Origin of the sequence: Intestinibacter sp. (assembly GCF_051866655.1) — a bacterium.
Classification (GTDB): Bacteria; Bacillota; Clostridia; order Peptostreptococcales; family Peptostreptococcaceae; genus Intestinibacter.
Window position 1 is genome coordinate 1 of the sequence record NZ_JBJDXL010000487.1, and the last position, 2,467, is coordinate 2,467.

The 2,467-nt window shown below is 33.6% G+C and carries 4 protein-coding genes; all 4 read left to right on the forward strand.

Annotation, left to right across the window (positions count from 1 at the left end; genetic code table 11):
• The coding region (locus ACI3VO_RS14735; RefSeq protein ID WP_439758643.1) for a hypothetical protein at positions 1–218 on the forward strand (218 nt) is incomplete at its 5' end.
• A 16-nt stretch (positions 219–234) separates the two neighbouring features.
• Positions 235–816 (forward strand): hypothetical protein, encoded by a 582-nt coding sequence (locus ACI3VO_RS14740; RefSeq protein WP_439758644.1) that lies wholly within the window; start codon positions 235–237, stop codon positions 814–816.
• Positions 817–1,044: 228 nt separating this feature from the next.
• Complete coding sequence (locus ACI3VO_RS14745; RefSeq protein ID WP_439758645.1) at positions 1,045–1,830, forward strand: LAGLIDADG family homing endonuclease; 786 nt, start codon at positions 1,045–1,047, stop codon at positions 1,828–1,830.
• 168 nt (positions 1,831–1,998) lie between these two features.
• On the forward strand, positions 1,999–2,467 hold a 469-nt coding region (locus ACI3VO_RS14750; protein WP_439758646.1), incomplete at its 3' end, for a hypothetical protein.

Genomic DNA, 2,467 nt, shown 5'->3' on the forward strand with positions numbered 1-2,467 from the left:
AGGAAACTATAAGACTATCTCAACTCCAAATAGAAAATACTTTCTGGCATGAGGTATTTCATGCATTCCAGTTCCACAGCAAAGGTGAATATAGTGAAGCAGAAGCTGCCAGTTACGCAGGAATGATGACTGAACTTATAAGATCCAGTAATCTGAAAATTATTCCAAACGAAATAATTGGAGATAAACCCTTTTCTGTTATAGAGGACTCCGAATAGTTAAATAAAAAAAAAGATGAAATTAATTAAAGGTAAAAAGGCTAGTGAAAACTACCTTTCTAAAATTGTAAACATTACAACTTTTAGAACTCACTCAGACCCAGAAGTAACCAGACTTAAGTGTTGTACTATTGATGGGTTTAACATTATTACTGGTATAGATTCTCAGCCAGGACTCTACGTTTATTTTCCAGCGCTATCTTGCATAAACGGAGATTTCCTAAGCTATGCGAACCTATACAGGCATAAAGAGCTTAATAAGGATCCGGAACAGTCTGGCATGTTCGAGGATAACGGTAGGGTAAAGGCAATAAAGCTAAGAGGAGAACTCTCGGAAGGATTTATTTTGCCTGTAACCGTCTTGGAGAACTATGTTGTATCAGTAACTAATAAAGAATTAGAAAATGTCACAGAAGGTACAGAATTTGACTCAGTGTCGGACAATGGCAAAGAGTTCTGGATTAGTAAGAAATATATCGCTAAGAGAACATATATTCAAGGGACATCTACAGGAAAGATTACAAAGAAAGTCCCAAGAGGTATCGACAAAGTCATCGATACTCAGTTCAGATTTCATTACGATAGATGTGTCGCCTGAGATAGTAATATTTCAGTGAAAATTGAGCAAAATCGGTGGATTCTAAAATTTCATCATATACATCACTTTTTATTTGGAGTCGCAAGATCATTTTTATATCTTTGTATATAATTTATAAAAGAAATAAAAATGATTAAAAAGTCCGAAAAAACAGAAAGAATGTTATAGACTCTTCGAGAAAATTTTACTGATAGAGATTATCAAGAATATATTCTCGGAAATCTTAAGATGAAAGATGTATATGCTAAATACGAATGTAATCAGAATGCAATGAATTATTTCTTTGCTGAAAAGGGTTACATAAAAAGAGGTAATTTACGAAATTCTAAGATTAAAAAAGATATATTTAGTCCTATTAACACTCCAGAAGCAGCATATATTCTAGGGTTTTATATTGCTGATGGCTGTGTTAATGGAAATAAATTTGTAATTACTCTAAGTGAAAAAGATAAAGAGATACTTGAAAAAATAAGGGATTACATGTCTCCAGTAACAAAACTGTGTTATAAACCAGAAAGAGTTAATAAGACTGGAATTACTACTCATCCAATGTATTCATTTTCGTTTGCATGTAAAGAAATAGTTTCTAGATTAGAGGAACTAGGACTTGGGCAAAAGAAAACCTACCTAGAAAAATCTATAAAAAATATAGTTCCTAAGGAATTAATGTGGGATTTTATTCGTGGGTATTGGGACGGAGATGGTAATATAAATTCTTCAGAAGTAACTAAAAGTGTTATATTAAAAAACGGAGAAACTACTTCCTACCAGTATACTAATATTGGATTTACTATTATTTCTAAAGACCCTCTAATTCTAGAGGAGTTAAACGAGTTCTTTTTAGAGTCTGGAATATCTACTCATGTCTATCCAGACAGTAGAGGGAATTATTTAGTTGGAACACATAGTAAATCCGAGGTAGAAAAAATATATAATAACTTATACACCTCTAGTAATCTTTATCTCAATCGTAAACGTATTAAGTTTGATGAAATCATGAAAATACCGAGGTAAACTAATATGTAATAATATTAGTCACCGTAACGCGTAGAAGTTGAAACTAGGAATAGAATATAATACTTCCAAGAGTGCTCGACACCCTACATATGAGGGTGAAAATGTACGCTGAACTTATAGGAAACTATAAGAGCTATAGGATAAAAAGCCTATAGGATAACAAAATTGACAACTCTTATTAAGAAATGTCCTAACGTAATAACTCCAAATTCTCGAATACAGTTATCATATAAGATACATGGAACGTCTGGCATCTCTGCATATGTTCTATGTAAACAGCCTCTAAGCTGGAAACAGAAGATAGCCAGATGGCTAACTGGTGATGAGTTCCACAAATATGACTACATATATGCCTCTCGTACAGTCATTAAGAACAAGTACTACAACAAAAATGTTAGAGGAGGTTTTTATGGAGTAGATGTCTGGGCAGAGGCTGACAAAGTAGTAAGACCATGCCTATCTAAGGGTATGACTGCTTATTATGAGATCGTAGGATATTTACCTAACGGAGGGTGCATTCAGAAGAAGTATGACTATGGGTGTGTTCCTCCTAAGGAAGGAGAATCTTATACTCCAGAAAAGCACTTTAAGGTCAGGATTTATCGAGTAACTTACACCAACGTAGAAGGTAAGG

What these genes read in the sequence shown, in the direction of transcription:
- ACI3VO_RS14740 (WP_439758644.1), top strand. Translation starts at nt 235, where the DNA reads ATGAAATTAATTAAAGGTAAAAAGGCTAGTGAAAACTACCTTTCTAAA.
- ACI3VO_RS14745 (WP_439758645.1), top strand. Translation starts at nt 1,045, where the DNA reads ATGAAAGATGTATATGCTAAATACGAATGTAATCAGAATGCAATGAAT.